At 64.2% G+C, this 17,436-nt stretch carries 18 protein-coding genes; 9 read left to right on the top strand and 9 right to left on the bottom strand.

All coding sequences use genetic code 11. From position 1 onward, the window contains the following. Nucleotides 1-39: 39 nt before the first annotated feature. From HG250_RS08550 to HG250_RS08515, 8 genes are all read right to left on the bottom strand, one after another. Nucleotides 40-609, bottom strand: coding sequence for a F0F1 ATP synthase subunit B family protein (locus tag HG250_RS08550; protein WP_170004647.1), 570 nt, complete (start codon nt 607-609; stop codon nt 40-42). Continuing rightward, nucleotides 602-1,096 carry a F0F1 ATP synthase subunit B family protein gene (locus HG250_RS08545; RefSeq protein ID WP_170004645.1) on the bottom strand — a complete coding sequence of 165 codons (495 nt, stop codon included), beginning with the start codon at nt 1,094-1,096 and terminating at the stop codon, nt 602-604. The genes HG250_RS08550 and HG250_RS08545 overlap by 8 nt, the downstream gene beginning before the upstream one ends. Before the next feature lie 80 nt (nt 1,097-1,176). After that, complete coding sequence (locus HG250_RS08540; protein ID WP_170004643.1) at nt 1,177-1,404, bottom strand: F0F1 ATP synthase subunit C; 228 nt, start codon at nt 1,402-1,404, stop codon at nt 1,177-1,179. Nucleotides 1,405-1,451: 47 nt separating this feature from the next. Then, nucleotides 1,452-2,240 carry a F0F1 ATP synthase subunit A gene (locus HG250_RS08535; protein ID WP_338103889.1) on the bottom strand — a complete coding sequence of 263 codons (789 nt, stop codon included), beginning with the start codon at nt 2,238-2,240 and terminating at the stop codon, nt 1,452-1,454. A 61-nt stretch (nt 2,241-2,301) separates the two neighbouring features. Beyond that, entirely contained in the window at nt 2,302-2,628 is a 327-nt protein-coding gene (locus HG250_RS08530) for an AtpZ/AtpI family protein (RefSeq protein WP_170004641.1), read from the bottom strand. Nucleotides 2,629-2,855: 227 nt separating this feature from the next. Next, nucleotides 2,856-3,272: a YdbL family probable chaperone protein gene (locus HG250_RS08525; RefSeq protein WP_170004639.1), complete on the bottom strand. Its 417-nt coding sequence runs from the start codon at nt 3,270-3,272 to the stop codon at nt 2,856-2,858. Nucleotides 3,273-3,328: 56 nt separating this feature from the next. Further along, nucleotides 3,329-3,544, bottom strand: coding sequence for a YnbE family lipoprotein (locus tag HG250_RS08520; protein WP_240957016.1), 216 nt, complete (start codon nt 3,542-3,544; stop codon nt 3,329-3,331). After that, the gene (locus HG250_RS08515) at nt 3,541-6,780 is read right to left on the bottom strand and encodes an intermembrane phospholipid transport YdbH family protein (protein ID WP_170004637.1); all 3,240 of its coding nucleotides are present in this window, start codon (nt 6,778-6,780) and stop codon (nt 3,541-3,543) included. Before HG250_RS08515 ends, HG250_RS08520 begins: the two co-directional genes overlap by 4 nt. A 99-nt stretch (nt 6,781-6,879) precedes the next feature. Between HG250_RS08515 and radC the strand changes: the two genes are divergently transcribed. After that, nucleotides 6,880-7,575, top strand: a complete 696-nt coding sequence (gene radC, locus HG250_RS08510) for a RadC family protein (protein ID WP_240957028.1) — start codon at nt 6,880-6,882, stop codon at nt 7,573-7,575. A 16-nt stretch (nt 7,576-7,591) separates the two neighbouring features. Here radC and HG250_RS08505 read toward each other — a convergent pair whose 3' ends face one another. Further along, nucleotides 7,592-10,363 (bottom strand): DUF3857 domain-containing protein, encoded by a 2,772-nt coding sequence (locus HG250_RS08505; protein ID WP_170004633.1) that lies wholly within the window; start codon nt 10,361-10,363, stop codon nt 7,592-7,594. A 252-nt stretch (nt 10,364-10,615) separates the two neighbouring features. On the opposite strand from HG250_RS08505, the gene purB reads away from it, so the two are divergent. The 8 genes from purB (at nt 10,616) to accD (ending at nt 17,432) form a co-directional block, all read left to right on the top strand. Continuing rightward, nucleotides 10,616-11,926, top strand: a complete 1,311-nt coding sequence (gene purB, locus HG250_RS08500) for an adenylosuccinate lyase (protein WP_170004809.1) — start codon at nt 10,616-10,618, stop codon at nt 11,924-11,926. 70 nt (nt 11,927-11,996) lie between these two features. Beyond that, nucleotides 11,997-12,455: a LapA family protein gene (locus HG250_RS08495; protein ID WP_170004631.1), complete on the top strand. Its 459-nt coding sequence runs from the start codon at nt 11,997-11,999 to the stop codon at nt 12,453-12,455. Then, entirely contained in the window at nt 12,452-13,138 is a 687-nt protein-coding gene (pyrF, locus tag HG250_RS08490) for an orotidine-5'-phosphate decarboxylase (protein ID WP_170004629.1), read from the top strand. Before HG250_RS08495 ends, pyrF begins: the two co-directional genes overlap by 4 nt. Beyond that, entirely contained in the window at nt 13,138-13,932 is a 795-nt protein-coding gene (locus HG250_RS08485) for an MBL fold metallo-hydrolase (RefSeq protein ID WP_240957026.1), read from the top strand. Before pyrF ends, HG250_RS08485 begins: the two co-directional genes overlap by 1 nt. A 6-nt stretch (nt 13,933-13,938) precedes the next feature. Further along, nucleotides 13,939-14,574, top strand: a complete 636-nt coding sequence (locus HG250_RS08480) for a phosphoribosylanthranilate isomerase (protein WP_170004625.1) — start codon at nt 13,939-13,941, stop codon at nt 14,572-14,574. Between the two features lie 8 nt (nt 14,575-14,582). Further along, nucleotides 14,583-15,797 (top strand): tryptophan synthase subunit beta, encoded by a 1,215-nt coding sequence (gene trpB / locus HG250_RS08475; RefSeq protein ID WP_170004623.1) that lies wholly within the window; start codon nt 14,583-14,585, stop codon nt 15,795-15,797. Continuing rightward, the gene (trpA, locus tag HG250_RS08470) at nt 15,794-16,582 is read left to right on the top strand and encodes a tryptophan synthase subunit alpha (protein WP_170004621.1); all 789 of its coding nucleotides are present in this window, start codon (nt 15,794-15,796) and stop codon (nt 16,580-16,582) included. The genes trpB and trpA overlap by 4 nt, the downstream gene beginning before the upstream one ends. 1 nt (nt 16,583) lies before the next feature. After that, a complete protein-coding gene (accD, locus tag HG250_RS08465; RefSeq protein WP_170004619.1) occupies nt 16,584-17,432 on the top strand; it encodes an acetyl-CoA carboxylase, carboxyltransferase subunit beta in 849 nt (282 codons plus the stop codon). Nucleotides 17,433-17,436: the final 4 nt, after the last annotated feature.

Here is a 17,436-nt window from a genome sequence, read left to right as displayed (position 1 = left end):
GATCGGTTCCGCATCGGTTGCCCTGATCCGGCCAGACGGTCAGATATTGGCGATCATCTCGTCGGCCAGCATTCGGTCGGCCTCCGCCGTGTGGCGTTCGGCAATCAGGCGGCGCGAAGCACCGGCGGCGGCGCTCGCCGCACGGGCGCGCACCTCATCCACCGCTTCGCGTTCTGCCGCGGCGATCTTGTCCTGCGCCATCCGCTCACGCCGGACCACCATGTCACGGCCGTCTGCTTCCGCCCGCTCGATGATCATCGCAGCTTCGTTGCGAGCGCTTTCGAGCATCGCACCGGCATCCTCTTCTGCGCCGGCGATCTTTGCCGAATATTCGTCGCGCAGCGCTTCGGCCTCGGCACGCAGGCGCTTCGCCTCGTCAAGCTGGTCGCGTATGGCGGCGATCTTGTTGTCGAGCCCGCCCAATATAATCCCGGGAACTTTTTTCCAGATCATGATCAGGATCAGCGCCAGCATGGCAAAAGCGACGATCTGATAGGGGGCCAGTCCCCACAATTCAGGCTCGATGTGAACACCGGCCTGGCCGGGGTCCACGACAGCGCCTATCGGATCGTTGTCGTAATCGGCGATGATGCCAGGAGTATCAGCCATGGTTCATCGCTCCCTTGACGGCAGAGCGCGCCGCGACATCGTCGATGTCGAGCCCCGCAAGTCTGCGGACAATATCCTGCGTGGCATCGGCGGCCACTGCCTCGATCTCTTCGAGCGCACTGCGCCGTGATTGTTCGATACGCCGTTCCGCATCATCCGTCTCGCGGTCAATTCGGGCCTGCGCTTCACCGAGACGGACCTCGTTGCGCTTTGCACCGTCAGCCTTGGCATCGGCGATGATCGCCTGCGCGGCCGCACGGTTTTCGTTTTCCCGCGTCCGCCAGGCGGCCTCTTCCTCGTCCGCCCGGTCACGGGCAGCCTGAGCTGCCGCCAGGTCGCTGGTGATCTGCGCATCGCGCTGACCGACGGTTTCGACCACTTTCGGAACCATGCCCCGTCCGATAATGAAGAAAACGAGCCCGAAGATAACCAGCAGCCAGAAAATCTGGCTGGAATAGGTTTCTGCAAGCTGGGCAATCTGAGGCATCGGATCCGGTCCCGGCGGTTGAGTAAATAATCAGGTCCGGCCGGGCGCGCTGTCCCGGCCGGTATTCCGTTTTGGTCAGATCAGGCGACGAAGATCAGGATCATCGCGACGACGAAGGACAGAAGGCCAAGAAGTTCTGCGGCGGCGAAGCCGATGAACAGGCGGCCCTGCTGGCCGTCGGCCGCACCGGGATTGCGCAACGCGCCTTCGAGGTACTTGGCAAAGACGTTACCCACGCCGAGCGAGGCCAGACCGGCACCCACGGCAGCGAGACCGGCACCGAGCATGCGTGCGCTTTCTGCGTCCATTTGTAAAACTCCTTTATAAGATATCGCGTTGTCGAAAAAAATTGGGCTTAGTGAAGGTTTTCCGCGTCGTTGATGTACAATGCGGTCAGAAGGGCGAAGACATAGGCCTGGACCCCGGCAACCAGCAGTTCCAGCGCGCAGATGCCGATCATCAGGATGAAGGTCGCGCCGCCCACGAATATGCCGGTCCCGATGCCCGCATTGGCACCCGAGATGACGAAGCTGGAAAGAACCTCGAGCAGGACGTGCCCCGCCATCATGGCGACGAACAGCCGCAGGCCCAGGCTGAAAGGCCGCACCATGAAGCTGACCAATTCGATGACGAAGATCAGGGGGATCATGGGGAGCGGCGTGCCTGCGGGCACGAATAGCGAAAAGAAATGGAAGCCGTGTTTTGCAAAGCCCACGATCAGCACGATGGAGAACGAGATGATCGCGAAGATGCCGGTGACGGTGAAATGGCTGGTGAAGGTAAACGGGTGCAGGCCGATCACGCCAAGCGGCAGCAGGCCAAGGATATTGGCAAACAGGATGAACATGAAGAGCGAGAAGACATAGGGCAGATATTTGCGCCCCGCCTTGCCGATGTTCGCTTCCAGCATGTCGTCGACGAAGCCGGTGAAACTTTCTACCGCCATCTGCCAGCGGCCGGGCACCAGTTCCCGCCGCAGGCCGCCGAGGACGAAGACCGTCAGCACGATGGCGGTGATCGCCATCCAGAGGGCCGAATTGGTGAAGGCGATATTGTACCCGACCAGTTCCCACGTGCTCGCACCGGCTAGCGGTTCGATGGTGAACTGGTGCATCGGGTCGACACTGGCCTGCTGGGCTGCCACGCTTGAAGGTCCTTAACGCCCCATGGGACTTTGCTTGGTTATCAGGGCCCCGATCCCCGCGTCAGCGCGGATCTTCGGGCGGACGGTTTGCCGCCGTGATGATATTCCTGAAGGCGACCACTATCCCGAGGAACAGCATCACCAACAGACCCCAGGGCGTGGTACCGGCGAAATAGTCTATGACCCAGCCGATTACCAGACCACCGAGAATCCCGCCTAGCAGATCCGCCAGCACCCTGTTTCCGCTGCGATAATTCGCATCGGCAACCGAGGCCTTTGGCCGGTTGCGCTCCTCTTCGCGCTCTCGTGCGGCTTTCAGCCGCGCTTCGAGCGCGTCGATCCGCGCATCCTCGACTATGGGTTCCCGGGCAGGCTTGTCGTCGCTCATGCCTGTCCCTTACATATCAAGTCGGGCAACGCCAACCTCAACGCAAACAACCGGCACAGGCGAAAACAGCCTGCTGAAGGCGCGGTCCCCTTAGGCGGCACAGGTTGGCGAGTCAACTGCGGCGAGCCTTGCTTGAGAGGCTGCGCACCGGCCAGCCGGCCAGACGACACGGCAAGACGCCGCCCCTGCCGGTTGACGGGAGCGGCGCTCAGATCGATCTTGCCATGTCAGGCGGGGCAGCGGCTGTCGCGCATGGGCGGCTGCGACGTGCGCGTGTGCCAGCTGCCATCCGGCGCCTGATATTTCTCCCCGGGGGCCGTGCGCAGGATGGCGAGGCAGCCGGCCGTCAGGGCATATTCCTGCAGGGTGGCATTGGCCGCCTGGGCGCGCTGGGCATAAAGCGCACGACGCTTGATGTTGATGTCGTTCACGATCCGGCGCAGCTCGGCGCTTTCCGGCCCGACGATGCCGAGATAGCCGTCCATCTTCTCACCCACCTTGCCGGCGCTGCGCGCGGAATCATAGGCGGGATCGCGGGATTGTGCCTGTGCCGTGCCGGCGACCGGACCGGCCAGCAGCGCGAAGGCGACCATGCCGCCAAGAATATCGCGAGCGAAGGAGCGACGAAGGTCAGATCGGGTCATTGCAATCACTTCCAGTTCAATTTGCACCTGCTGCGGCAAAGTATCGTAGAACACCATTAGAAGATGTCCGCATTCTCGTCGATCGTCGTACTTGCATCGGCGGCAAGCCTGTATATCACCTCCTGCCGGATATTGATATTCAACTCGATCACGATCGGCTCTTCAGGCGCGTTGACCGATATGCATCCGGCAGGGGCAAGAGCCAGCATCGCGGCGGCGGCGGCAGGCCCGGCTTTCAGCCGTACCCCTGCTGTCGGTTTGTCAGGCCTCATGGCAGTTTCTCGCTTTCTGTGGGCTGAATGATATCGGGTTCGGTGCCGGGCATCAGATTGTCGTCGAGTTCGGCCGGCGGTGGGTCGATCGTCTCGGCCTTCAGCCGCTCGCCATCGTCCGACAGCAGGCCGAGCTCGCGCGGATCGCGCACGAATTCAGGATCGTAGATCGACCGGATGGTGGTGATGAGCTGGTAGAATGGCGCGCGGATGTTGATGTTGAAGCGCAGCGGCAGCCTGGCAATGCGCCGGGTGATGAAATTGCTCCTCGTGCCTTCCCCTTGCGTCACCCCATCGAAACGGACGCGGGTCACGAGTTCGCCGGTCAGTTCGCCGTCCATTGCAATGCGCATTTCCGAATAATTGATCGCTTTCAGGGCATCGAATGCAAAATTCGCCATGGCTGAAAGGTCTTCGTAGGTCAGTTCGCCGACATAGGAGATCGTGCCGCCGGGCGCGCGGGAGATGAGCAATCCGCCCTCGATCCTGCCGTTTCCTGCTGCATCGAAGATGACCGGAATTCGCCCGTCGAAGGTGCCGCGCGCAGCGAAATTCTCCAGCCCGAAATTTTCGATGAAGCGGGCGGCGCTGAGGCCGGTGATGTGGAAGACATAGCGACGTTCCTCCGGACTGCCGAGGTTCAGATCCACTTCGGCAAGGGTGAGCGTGCCGCCGAGGAAAGGCCAGCTGGCGCCCTCCACCGCCAGGACTTTGCCGCTCCGCAAGGCGAAGGATACGGTCCCGCCGGTCACTTCTATGCCGGGGTTGACCGAGCGCACCGATATGCGCTGATTCGGCGCCGTCGTCAGGCCGAGCAGGTCGGAAAACACCACCGTTCCCGAGGCACCCTGCACCGGCCCGAATGCCGCTGCAAAATCCAGCGCTTGCGAAGAGAACGCCCCGGTGCTGCGCACACCTGCGGCATTCCAGTCAAGCCGTCCGGTGCCGGTCACCATGCCGCGCGTATTGGCAACCACACCCAGCGCGAGGCGGCTCAGCTGGTCGGGCTGCAGCTTGTCATCGAATACGATGCCGGGGACGGCGAGATCGGCAAAGCCGGTCCCGTCCGAAAGATCGTGCCGGAGCGCGACGCCGGCAATCAGCCGGTCGCTGACAGGGCTGTAGAGGTCTGCTGCCGCGACGATGCGATTGGCACGCAGCGTAAGTGTCGCATTCCGCGCATCCAGCGGTTCGAACCTGTCGGGGTCGGCCCTGTCCTGCAAAACGAAGCCGGCTTCGCCCAGCGAGAGTGCGCCCCCGGCATATGTCCAGTTGCCGCTGGTACCGAGCAGGTCGAGAGGAACATTCGCTATGGTCACGTCGGCATCGTCGAAAACGCCGCCGATCCCCCCTCCCGGCTCCAGCCGCGCCTGCAGCCCGCGGATGCGGAAAAGCGTCGCCGTGGCTTTCGGGCCTATGGCGGCCTTTACATTCTGGATGTCGAGCACACCGGGATAGGCGAAGCGCAGCGCGCCGCTGCTCAAGGCGATCGGGGTCGATCCAAGGTTTCCCGAAACGTCCAGCGATGGCGCCCGTGCAGCGATCCGCAGATCGCCCTGGCCATTACGCAGGATCGGCGCTCCGTTCTCGGGACAGAGGGTAATCGCCCGCCCCCGCACCGTCAGATTGGCATATTGCAGCCGGCTGAAACGCACATCCGTGCAATGGCGCCACAGCGCCAGTTCGCCCGCGGCCGAATAACTGCCGTCGACAGGCAATGCCAGGTCGCGGACGAATCCGCCCGGTAGCGGTCCGGATGCCCGTGCGGTCCCCGTAAACCGCAGCCCCCCGTCCGCTGCCTGCCGCATTTCCAAACTGGGCAGGGCAAGCCGCGATGTACCGGCCGAATATTCACGCATGGCAAGCCGCAGGACGAGGTCGCCGCTTTCACCCCGTTCCGTGCGCCCGGAAATGAGGGGAATACCCGCCCCACCGGTGACGAAATTGCCGGAAAACAGCGCCCGGCCCTTGGGGTTGGTGCGTAATTGGGCGCTGGACAGTCGCAGCAGGGTTGCGCCCCCGCCCAACCGCAGGCGAGCCTCGGGAACGATGATCGTGGTCCGTTCGTCGTTGCGGCGCAGGATAGCCGAGGCAGCGAGCCTGCTGCCGGGTGCCGCTGCGGCGAAGGCCCCGCGCAATTTACGAAGCAGCGGGTTCAGCAAAGTGCCACTGGTCTGAATGCCCAGGCCGGCGATCAGCCTGTCGAGCGAATCGCCGGGCCTGATGCCATTCGCCTCCACATCCGCATCCGCTTCCCATCGCGAAAGTCCATTGCTGGCGCGAAACGTCCCTTCGGCAGTCAGCAACGCCGCACGGATCTGACCCGTCTGCGCGCCTCTGGCTGCAAGAGCGTAGCTCGACGTCACGCGCCCGCCGCTCAGATCCGCCCGGACCGTCCCCGTCAGCCCGTTCAGAAAAGCAGCATCCAGCTGTCCCCGTCCGGCGGAGATGCGGGTGGTCACGCCAAAACGATCGAAAGCAGCGTCGGTACGCAGTTCCGTCCGCAAGGACGTATCGCGCAGGACCACCGCCTGTGACGGGCATTCGAGCGCGGAGAAGCGCAGGGGACCAGCGAAGGTCAGTCCATCCGCAGTCGATCCGATCCGCCCATAGGCCGTCGCATTTCCCACCTTGCAACCTGCCGCCGCGATCGTCGGCGCGGTTGCCGCCACCATTCCTGTGAACCCGTCGTCGAGCCTGCCGGAACCCTCCGCCTTCAGGCCGATTTTGCCGTAGTCCGTCGCCAGCAAAGCGCGTCCGTCGCGGATCGCCAGATCGATCTCCGGCAATCCGGGCGGCGCGCCGCTGTCCGGGAACAGCACCTTGTCGAGACTGCCGAAGCTCACCCTGCCGCCGCGCCACGATCCGAACAGACGCGGGCGCAGCAATTCTATGCGGCCCAGTTCGGGAAAGCCGAAGCCGTCATAGGTCAGCGCGATGGACGCGCGTTCGACCGTCAGATCCGGATCGTCAGGATCGCCGACCACGATATTGCGCAGGATCTGCTCGCGCCCGGCGATCTTCTCGATATCGTAGGTCGCGGGCAGGTCGAGCGCTGCCAATTGATCCTCGATCAGGTCGCGCGCGATATTCTCGCGCGAGAACCAGGCTGTCGCCAGCACGGCGGCCGCCAGGATCGCCGCTGCGAGGCCCGACCACATGATCCAGAACAGCCGGCTACGCCCGCTGGGCGCAGTTTGCTCTTGTTCGAGACTGTTTTCGTCCGTCAGCGCCATGCCTCACCCACTTGCGCCGAAGCCGCTGCAAAGGCAATGGACCGTGCCGCTCCCAATGTCGCGGGCGCCGCTTTCGGCCGATTACTGGCGGGGGAAAAATTGCCTGAAGCTGAAGATCGATCGGAGCACCCCGGCAAGGGCCACCGCGCCCGCCTGCGCCAGCGGCTGCTGGACGGCGGTGCCGAAGCCCTGGCCGATTACGAGGTGCTGGAATATCTGCTGTTCGCCGGGATGCGGCAGGGCGACACCAAACCCGTGGCCAAGGCTCTTATCAAGCGGTTCGGCAGCCTGCCCGCGGTTCTGAACGCCGATCCGGGTGCGCTGCAATCCGTAAAAGGCGTCGGCGAAACGACTGCCGCCGCGCTCAAGAGCGTTGCCCTGGCCGCGCGGCGGATGGCGCGTAGCGAGATCACGCAGAAGCCGGTGCTGGGCAGCTGGCAGGCGCTGATCGACTATCTCACCATCGACATGGCCCATCTGACGGTCGAGCGGGTCCGGGTGCTGTTCCTCAATACGCAAAATCGCCTCGTGCTGGACCATCATGTCGGCGACGGGTCGATCGACGAGGCTGCGGTCCACCCGCGCGAGGTAATCCGTCAGGCGCTGGATATCGGGGCAAGCGCCCTGATCCTCGTTCACAACCATCCCAGCGGCAATCCCGAACCCAGCCGCGCCGATATCCAGATCACCAACAGGATCGCGGAAGCCGGTCGGCTGCTCGGCATCGTCGTGCATGACCACATTATCGTCGGGCGCGACGGCCATGTCTCGCTGCGAACGAAGGGTCTGATCTGATCCTCCGGAGATGAAGTCAGATCTTCGGCTCAATCCCCCATTCCGCGAAAGTGTCCCGCAGCGCCGGCCACTGCCGCAATGCCGCCTCGATATCCGCCTTCCCGCCCCTGTCGCCCTCTTCCAGCCGAACCACTCCGCGCAAGTAACGCGAAGAACCCTGAGCGGGCGCAAGCTTCAGAACCTCGTCGAGATCGGCCAGCGCCTGCGGCAGATTGCCGAGGCGGTAATGCACCAGCGCCCTGCTATCCATGGGAGCGGCCGCGTGAGCGGCGCTTTCGACGGCCCGCGTGCAGATTTCCAGCGCATCGTTCAAGGCAGACTTGATGGCGGCGGCAAACCGTCCACGGAACCAGCAGTCTTCGTTCAGAATGGCCGCGGAAGCATCACGCGCGGCAACCCGTTCGGAGATGATCCGAAATCCTTCTTCCGTGCGCCCGGCCCCTGCCAATATTTCGGCGCGCGAGCCGGCCACCGTGTCGAGCGCCTCCTGCGCTGCAGGCAGGGCATCCAGGAGATCGAGCGCTTCTTCGGTCCGGCCCATTGCGCCAAGTTGCACCGCCAGTTCCGTGCCGATATCCACATCGGGCTGCAAATCATAGGCTGCGCGCAGATCGGCGAGACGGCTTTCGTCAAGACCGATTGCGCTGGCGGCGAGCGCCCGCTCGAGGTGAAGGTCCGCTGTGGGTTCGCCGCCCAGCACACGCGCATAATCTGCCATCGCGCGTTCGTAGTCGAAATAGGTGGCGGCAAAGCGGGCCCGTGACAGAAGCGGGTTGTAATCGTCCTCATCGGCCTCCGCCACGGCGCGGTCGTGCAGCCTCGCGGCCGGGGCAAGCCTGCGGGTCAGTTCGTCTTCGGAATAGTCCCAGCGCCATTTCGCATCGCCGGGTGCCACAACCCTGAAATCGGCATTGGCGAGGGCGAGCACCGCCTGCTTCTGCGCGGGGATGTCCTCGGCCGCGATTTCACCGGCCATCCACGTCGCGTCATCCGACACCGTCAGCACGGCGCCATCCCGGCGGAACGTGCGACGATACAGCGTGTTCGCTGCGGCCGCATCGACATTGCCTTCGCCTTCGATCCGGTAATCCCTGCCGCCATCAGGCAGGGTCATGGCGATGGTCCAGCGCTGGCGCCTCGGGCCGGACGTCGCCACGGGAATATCGCGCCACGCGGCGCGGGCGCGATCAGCCGTGAATTGTCCGTTTCCGGTAAGGATCTTCAGATCCGAAGAAATCTCGCCCCGCTCATAAGCGAAAGCGGTCATAGCTACTCCGACGACCTTGATCGTTCCCACGGCCGCATCGTCGTCGTAATCCAGATCGACGGAGACGATCTGTCCTCCGTCCATTGTGCCTGGAACCATGTTTCTGGCCAGTTCGCGGCGCGCGTCCTCGTCTGCCGAATCGACGAAGTTCTTGATATTCGCGCTGCTGACCCCGGCAAAGCGATTGGTCATGGTGATGATGGACGGCAGGTCGAATCCTGCGGACTGGTCCAGCTGAATCTCGACGATATTGTCGGGGTATGGCTGCGCCCTTTGCGTCATGGGCACCAGATCGGCTCCTTCGGTCACAAGCGGCAGGGCATAATGGAATGCCGGCACTTCACCGATATTCGTCAACCGCGTCGCCGTGCTGGTGCCGTCCAGCCAGTAATCCGTGCCGCCGATATTCGCCCGCACGATCATGTGGTCGAAATTGCCCGGCATCGGCAGCAATTCGGGTATCGCGTCCCCGCCCCGGGTGGTCACCAGCACCGGGTCGGCGGCGATGCCCATGCGGCGCAGCATGGCCGTCAGCAGAACGGATTTTGCCTTGCAGTCGCCATAGCGTTTCGCCCAGGTATCGTAGGCATCCTGCGGCAGGTAATTGCCGCCATCCAGCCCGTCGAGCAGATAGCTGACCTCGTCCTGCACGATGCGAGTCGCCATCGCGGCGCGCTCCAGCGGATCGGCACTTGCCGCCATGATCCGCGACACCTCGGCGGAGGCGCCGCCACTTCGGGCGATATTAGCCGCCGCAATGTAATGCGGTGCCATGCTGCGCGACAGATCGCGCCAGTCTTCATAGGTCGCCATGCGGACCATGCTGGCGCGGCTGTAGCGCGATGGTGCATCGCCGGGCAGATTGTCGCGCTTCGGCAGCGGGAAATCGGCACGGAGCCAGCGATAGCCTCCTTTAAGCTCGGGTTCCGCCAGTTCGACATCCGGCCCCGCCTGCCATTTCACATCCAGATCGGCGGGCCAACTCGCCAGCATCATGCCTGTGCCGATGCGGTGCGGCGCGGAAGGCAGATATTGATAGGCCTGCATGTCCTTACCCAGCGCCTGATCGCGCACGGTGACCGAGTGGCTCATCCGCAGCACGTCGCCCTGCCTCAGGCCCGGGACGGCAAGCGTTGCGGTAAGTTTCCCGTCGAGCAATCGATTTTCAAGGTCGCGCTCGCGCCGGATGATCTCGAATTTTTCTCCTTCGGCGAGCAGGTCGATGGTTGCTCCATCACGCAGAATCTGCAGCGAGTGGACGAACAGGTCGCCCTTGTCGGGCATCCATTCGAGCTGCAACGTCCCCTCGGATGTTAGCGAATCGCTGTTGTCGATCCGCACGGCGCGGTCGCGAAAGGAATGCACCTGTCCGTCTTCCAGGCGGTGTTGCCAGACCAGCAGAACTTCAGCCGGCCCTTTCGTGTCGCTCGCGGAAAGAACCGACTGCGGCTCTACCCATTCCGGCGCCCTTTCGTAGCGCACGGTTTCACCTGCAAGGACCGGTGCCGCGATCGCCAGCACGGGCAGACTCGCCCAAAAACGCCAAAGCCCAGACATAATTGCCCCAGTTCCATCCAACCCCTGAATGGCACCGTTCAACCACGGAAGCTGAGTCCTTGCAATGCGGATTACGCCGCATTCGCCGTGGATGCCGCACCTGTCGCTCTTGCGCAGGGAGGCTTAGCCCCTTAGCCGCGCATCCGGTGCAGCATGGCAATGCCTGCTGCACCGGACGATCTTCAACCCTGCGCCAATGATCAGAACGGAAACATCATGGTCCCCCGCTACGCCCGCCCGCAAATGTCCGCCATCTGGGAAGCGGAAGCGCGTTACCGCATCTGGTTCGAGATCGAGGCGCATGCCACCACGAAGCTGGGGCAGCTGGGCGTCGTACCGGAAAGCGCGGGCAAGGCGCTGTGGGACTGGTGGGAGACGAACCCCGCCATCGATGTCGAAGCCATCGACGCTATCGAGGCCGTCACGAAGCACGATGTCATCGCCTTTCTGACCTGGGTATCGGAGCAGGTGGGCGAGGAAGCCCGCTTCATGCATCAGGGAATGACCAGTTCCGACGTGCTCGACACCACGCTGGCAATCCAGCTGGCGCGTGCGTCCGACATATTGCTCGAGGATCTGGACCTGCTTCTCGCCGCGCTGAAGAAACGGGCGGAGGAGCATAAATACACGCCTACCATCGGGCGCAGCCACGGCATCCATGCCGAACCGGTCACTTTCGGCCTGAAGCTGGCGCAGGCCCATGCCGAATTCAGGCGCTGCCGCCAGCGGCTCGTAAACGCCCGGGCCGAGATCGCGACCTGCGCGATATCGGGAGCGGTCGGCACTTTCGCCAATATCAATCCCGCGGTCGAGGCGCATGTGGCCGAACGCCTGGGCCTGGCGGTCGAACCGGTGTCGACGCAGGTGATCCCCCGTGACCGCCACGCCATGTATTTCGCCACGCTGGCGGTGATCGCCGGCTCGATCGAGCGGCTCGCCGTTGAGATCAGGCATCTGCAACGGACGGAGGTTCTGGAGGCGGAGGAATATTTCTCACCCGGACAGAAGGGGTCGAGCGCCATGCCGCACAAGCGCAACCCGATCCTGACGGAGAATCTGACCGGACAGGCGCGCATGATCCGCGCCTACGCCCTGCCCGCGCTGGAAAATGTCGCCCTGTGGCACGAACGCGATATTTCCCATTCCAGCGTGGAACGCTTCATCGGGCCGGACGCGACCATCACGCTCGATTTCGCGCTGGCGCGTCTGACCGGCGTCGTGGACAAGCTGCTGGTCTATCCCGAACGGATGCAGGCCAATCTCGACCGGATGGGCGGCCTCGTCCATTCGCAGCGGGTGCTGCTGGCACTGACGCAAGCGGGCGTGTCGCGCGAGGATGCCTATGCCATCGTCCAGCGCAATGCCATGAAAGTGTGGGAATCCGACGGGCGGCTCAGCCTGCTGCAACTTCTGAAGGACGATCCGCAGGTCACCGCCGCCTTGTCCGACAAGGAGCTGGAGGAGAAATTCGACCTCGAATATCACTTCCGCGAAGTTGACACGATATTCAAGCGGGTGTTCGGCTGAAGGCCCGCCTTCCCAAACCTTGCGAAGCGGCCTAGCATTGCTGCCGACATGCAATACCGGAGCGTTCAGAATGCAGGTTTTCCGTACTATCGCCTGGGGTCTTCTGCTGTTCGGGCTGCTGCTGTTCTCCTTCGCCAATTGGGACCAGAAAGTCGCGGTCCAGATCTGGAGCGATCTGGTGGTGGAAACCAACATTCCCGCCATCGTCATCATATCGTTCCTGATCGGCTTCATTCCGCTCTGGCTGTTTCATCGCGGTGTCAAATGGCGCTTGTCGCGCCGCATCACGCATCTGGAAAACGAGGTCCGCACGCCCGTTGCCACTGACGAGGCGGTGCCGGTCGCCGCCGGTGATCCGCATGATCGCTTGGCGGAAGAACCACTCGCCGCCGGGCACGATCGGGAGCGGGATCGCTACACCCCCATCGCTCCGAATGCCGACACCGCTCCGCGAAGCGGGCAGCATCTGCAAAGCGATGGCAGCGACGTTCCTGCCGGGAACAGGACATTTCCCCGGGATGCCGAATGAGCAATCCTGTCTATCTGGCGCTGGACTTGCCCAGCCTCGGCACCGCCGTGGATCTCGCCCGCAAGGTGAAGTCGCATATCGGCGGGCTGAAGCTGGGGCTTGAGTTCTTCTGCGCCCACGGCAGCCATGGTGTGCATGAAGTCGCCAAGATCGGACTGCCCATTTTCCTCGACCTCAAGCTGCACGACATTCCGAATACAGTGGCCGGTGCCATGCAGGCGGTGAACGTGCTGGAACCGGCCATCGTCACCGTTCATGCCGGCGGCGGCCGCGCGATGATGGAAGATGCGAAGGCCGCCGCAAGCGAACGCACGAAAGTCGTCGCGGTCACTATGCTCACCAGCCTGGACGAACGAGACCTGGCGCGCACCGGTGTCGCAGGTTCGGCGCATGATCAGGTCCTGCGGCTTGCCGATCTGGCGCGGACAGCCGGGCTGGATGGCATCGTCTGTTCGGGGCACGAGATTTCCGCCGTTCACCGCGAGTGGAAGGACGGGTTCTTCGTGGTGCCCGGCCTGCGCCCCGGCGCGAATGGGACCGGCCCCGCGCAAGGGGACCAGAAACGAGTCGTGACACCGCGTGCCGCGCGCGATGCGGGGGCCAGAGTGCTGGTCGTGGGCAGGCCGATCAGCCGTGCTGGCGATCCGCTGCAGGCTGCCCGCGCGATCGAGGCGACGCTGTGATGTATCCGGCGCTGCGGGTTCCGGTCATCGCTGCTGCGGCGCTGCTGCTTGGCGGGTGTTATCAGGCTCCGCGCGATGCTTACCGTCTTGCCGAAACGCGCGAAGCCTACGCATCCGAGACGTTCGGCGAAGTCGTGTTCAGCCGTATCGCCGACAATGTGGTGATGCACACCAGCACGCTGGACCTGCCCGGAATGGGGCCGGTGCGCTCGAACGGGCTGATCGTCATCGCCGGCCAGCGCAGTATCCTGGTGGATACGGCCTGGAGCGACGCGCAGACCCGCAATATCCTCGATTACGCGGCAGATGTCCTCGGCGCACCGGTCGGCGATGCAATCGTCACCCACGCTCATCAGGACAAGATGGGCGGGATCGGCGCGCTGCGGGCGGCGGGCGTCACCAGCTGGGCGCATCCGCTGACGAATAGCGAGGCGATCGCACAGGAAATGCTGCCGGCGGACAGGGCGCTCGCATTCGACAATGGCTGGGCGATCGGACCGGCGCAGAACAGGCTTGCCCCGCTCGCCATCCACTATCCGGGCGGCGGCCACACCAGCGATAACATCGCCATCGGCGTGACCGGCACAAACATCGCCTTTGGCGGATGCCTCATCAAGGGGCGCGATGCGAAGACGCTCGGCAATCTTGCCGACGCGGATGTGGCGAATTACGCCTCGGCAGCGCGCAGTTTCGGCGCGGCGTTTCCCGCGGCGGACACTATTCTGGTCAGCCATTCTCCGCCGCAGGACCGCCGCGCCATCGCCCACACGATCGCGCTTGCGGAACGGCTCTGATCCACAATGGCGGCGGAAATCAAGATTTGCGGCGTGACGACTCCGGATGCGCTCGACGCGACCATGAGTGCCGGGGCCCACTATGTCGGTTTCGTATTCTATCCCCCATCGCCCCGCCACCTGTCGGCACCGCTGGCCAGTGACCTTGCCCGCCGGTCGGGCGACCGCATCCGCCGTATCGGCCTGTTCGTCGGTGCCGGGGACGCTCTGCTGAGCGAAGCAGTGCCGGCAGGGCAGCTGGACGGAATCCAGCTGCACGGTTCGGAACCGCCCGCTCGTGTTGCCGAGGTCAGGGCGCGGTTCGGCCTGCCCGTATGGAAGGCGCTGCCCGTCGCCAGCAGCAGCGATATCGCGGCGGCCAAAGCCTATGACGGCGCTGCGGACCTTGTCCTGTTCGATGCCAGGACCCCGAAGGGCGCATTGCCCGGCGGCATGGGGTTAGCGTTCGACTGGGGCCTGCTTGCGAACTGGCGCGGCCGCACGCCCTGGGGGTTGGCGGGCGGGCTGACGCCGGCCAATGTCGCGGAGGCTGTTCGCCGCACCGACGCGCCGCTGGTCGATACTTCGTCGGGTGTGGAAAGCGCGCCGGGTGTCAAGGATGTGGACAGGATTGCCGCCTTCTGCAAAGCGGCACGGCAATGAGCACACCCATGAGAGACATTCCCAATTCCTTTCGCGCCCAGCCGGACGAAAATGGCCATTTCGGCGCCTATGGCGGGCGCTACGTCGCCGAAACGCTGATGCCGCTGGTGCTGGATCTGGAACGCGAATACCGCGCGGCGCAGGCCGACCCTGCGTTTCGCGAACAATTCGACGACCTGCTGGAACATTACGTCGGCAGGCCCAGCCCGCTCTATTTCGCGGAACGGCTGACCGAAGCGCTCGGCGGCGCGCAGGTGTGGTTCAAGCGCGACGAGCTGAACCACACCGGCGCGCACAAGATAAACAATTGCATCGGGCAGATCCTGCTGGCGATCCGCATGGGCAAGACGCGGATCATCGCCGAAACCGGCGCGGGCCAGCATGGCGTGGCCACGGCCACGGTCTGCGCGCGTTTCGGCCTGCCCTGCACCATCTACATGGGCGCGACGGACGTGGTCCGCCAGCAGCCCAATGTGTTCCGCATGAAGCTGCTCGGGGCGGAAGTCGTGCCCGTGACCAGCGGCGCGGCGACGCTGAAGGATGCGATGAACGAAGGCATGCGCGACTGGGTCGCGAATGTGCATGACACGTTCTACATCATCGGCACTGCGGCAGGTCCGCATCCCTACCCCGAAATGGTGCGCGATTTCCAGTCGATCATCGGGCAGGAAGCACGCGAACAGATGCAGGCTCGAGTGGGCCGCCTGCCCGATCTGCTGGTCGCCTGCATCGGGGGGGGAAGTAATGCCCTGGGTCTGTTCCACCCGTTCCTCGACGATCCCGACGTGAAGATGCTCGGCGTCGAGGCTGCGGGGCATGGGCTGGACGGAAGCGAACACGCCGCGTCCCTGCTCGGCGGATCGCCCGGCGTGCTGCATGGCAACCGCACCTATCTGCTACAGGACGAGGACGGGCAGATCACCGAAGGTCATTCGATCAGCGCCGGGCTGGATTACCCCGGCATCGGCCCGGAACATGCCTGGCTGAAGGACAGCGGCCGGGTCGAATATACCGCCGTCACCGACGACGAGGCACTGGAAGCGTTCCAGCTGCTGTGCCGCACGGAAGGCATCATTCCCGCGCTGGAGCCCAGCCACGCCATCGCCGCCGTGCAGAAGCGCGCGAAGGACATGCCAACGGACAGCATCATCCTCGCCAATCTGTGCGGGCGCGGCGACAAGGACATCTTCACCGTGGCCGAAAAGCTGGGAGTGGAGATTTGAGCGAGCGGCTCGCTTCGGCTTTTGCAAAAGGCCGCCCGGCCCTCGTCTGCTTCCTCACCGCAGGCGACGGCGATACGGCCGCGAATCTCGATGCGCTGGTCGCGGGCGGCGCCGATGTGATCGAGCTCGGCATGCCCTTCACCGATCCGATGGCGGATGGCGGGACGATCCAGAATGCGAATATTCGTTCGCTGGCGAAGGGTACGCGCACTGCGGACATCATGGGGATGGCGGCGCAGTTCCGCGCCCGCCATTCCGATGTGCCGCTGGTGCTGATGGGTTATGCCAATCCGATGGTCCGCCGGGGTCCGGAATGGTTCGCCGGGCAATGTGTGAAGGCGGGCGTCGATGGCGTGATCTGCGTCGATATTCCGCCGGAAGAGGACGACGCGCTCGGCCCTGCGCTGCGTTCCAGAGGGGTCGCGCCCATTCGCCTTGCCACCCCCACCACCGACGGCAGACGTCTGCCGCGCGTTCTGGAAGGATCGGGCGGGTTTCTCTATTACGTCTCCGTCGCCGGGATCACCGGCAAGCAGCAGGCCGCGCAGGCCAGCATCAAGGACGCAGTGGCCAGGCTGAAGGCTGCTACCGATTTGCCCGTAGCGGTCGGCTTCGGCGTGCGCACGCCCGAACAGGCGGGCGCCATCGCCCGGGTCGCCGATGGCGTGGTCGTCGGGTCCGCGCTGGTCGAACTGGTCGCGGAGCATGGCGAGGATGCGCCGGAACATCTCCGTGCCCTCACCGCATCGCTGGCGCAGGCGGTTCACGCCGCGCGAAAGGATTGACATGAGCTGGTTCAACAAGGTTCGCAATTCCCTGCCATTCCTGCCGAAGCGGGAATCGCCCGACACGCTGTGGATCAAGTGCCCCGGCTGTCAGGAAATGGTCTTCGCAAGGGAATATCACGAGAATCTCGAAGTCTGCCCGCGCTGCGATCACCACGGGCGGATCGGTGCCGACCGCCGGCTGGAGCAGGTGCTGGACGAAGGGTATGATGTGCTTCCGCAGCCCGAGGTGCGCGAAGATCCGCTGAAATTCCGTGATACCAAGCCCTATGTGCAAAGGCTGAAGCTGGCGCGGGCGAAGAACCCGCACCGCGATGCCTTCACCGTCGGTTCGGGGACGATCGAGGGGCATCCGGCCGTGGTCGGCGTGCAGGATTTCGGCTTCATGGGCGGCAGCATGGGCATGGCGGTGGGCTCCGCCTTCTGCGCCGGTGCCCAGCGTGCGCTTGAACGCGGCTGCGCCTACATCGTCGTCACGGCGGCAGGCGGCGCGCGGATGCAGGAAGGCATCCTCAGCCTGATGCAGATGCCCAAGGCCACGGTGATGACGCGGCGCCTTCGCGACGCCGGCCTGCCCTATATCGTGGTGCTGACTGATCCGACGACCGGGGGCGTTACCGCCAGCTATGCCATGCTGGGCGACGTGCAGATCGCCGAGCCCGGCGCGCTGATCGGTTTCGCCGGCCAGCGCGTCATCCAGGACACGATTCGCGAGAAACTGCCCGAAGGGTTCCAGCGGGCGGAATATCTGCACCGGCACGGAATGGTCGACATGGTGGTCCAGCGCAGCGATCTGCGCAGCACATTGGCGGCGATGCTGGATTATCTGCAACCCCGCGCGGCAGCCTGAGGCA

This window comes from Pseudopontixanthobacter vadosimaris (assembly GCF_012979275.1).
Lineage (GTDB): Bacteria > Pseudomonadota > Alphaproteobacteria > Sphingomonadales > Sphingomonadaceae > Pseudopontixanthobacter > Pseudopontixanthobacter vadosimaris.
The sequence above is the reverse complement of the archived record's forward strand: the minus strand, read 5'-3'. Positions and strand labels throughout refer to the sequence as shown.